This is a genomic window from Pseudomonas sp. AC463, assembly GCF_979253585.1.
Genome location: NZ_CEEDDZ010000104.1, coordinates 1 through 480 on the forward strand (window position 1 = coordinate 1; position 480 = coordinate 480).

1 protein-coding gene is annotated in these 480 nt (G+C 65.4%); it reads right to left on the bottom strand.

From position 1 onward, the window contains the following. A partial coding sequence (locus AC0IYH_RS29295) for an aminotransferase class III-fold pyridoxal phosphate-dependent enzyme (RefSeq protein ID WP_471837530.1) occupies positions 1-335 on the bottom strand: 335 nt, incomplete at its 3' end. Positions 336-480 lie beyond the last annotated feature (145 nt).

The following is a 480-nucleotide window of genomic DNA, read 5'->3' on the forward strand; positions in this document are numbered from 1 at the left end:
TGATAGCGGCGCGCGGTCTTGATCGCGCACTCGACCGCTTCGGCACCCGAATTGGTGAAGAACACCGTGTCGGCGAAGGTCGTGTCGACCAGCCGCTGCGCCAGATGCTCCCCCTGCGGGCTGCCATAGAGGTTCGACACGTGCATCAGCGTCGCCGCCTGATCGGCGATCGCCTTGACCAGATGAGGATGGCCGTGGCCGAGCGCGTTGACCGCGATGCCGCTGGCGAAATCCAGATACTGCTGGCCGTCCTCGCCGTACAGGTAAACGCCCTCGCCTCGGACCGGACGCACCCCGCACCGCGGATAGACGGGCATCAGGGGGGTGATGGTCACGACGACGACTCCTTCAAACAGCAAAGGGCGGCCCCGAACCGGACCGCCCGACATAGACGATACCGGGGGCGGTAGTAGGGCGTCAACACCGGGTATCGCCCGGCGAAACCAGTGGAACTGGCGAATGGTCGCAAAGGTCACGGGA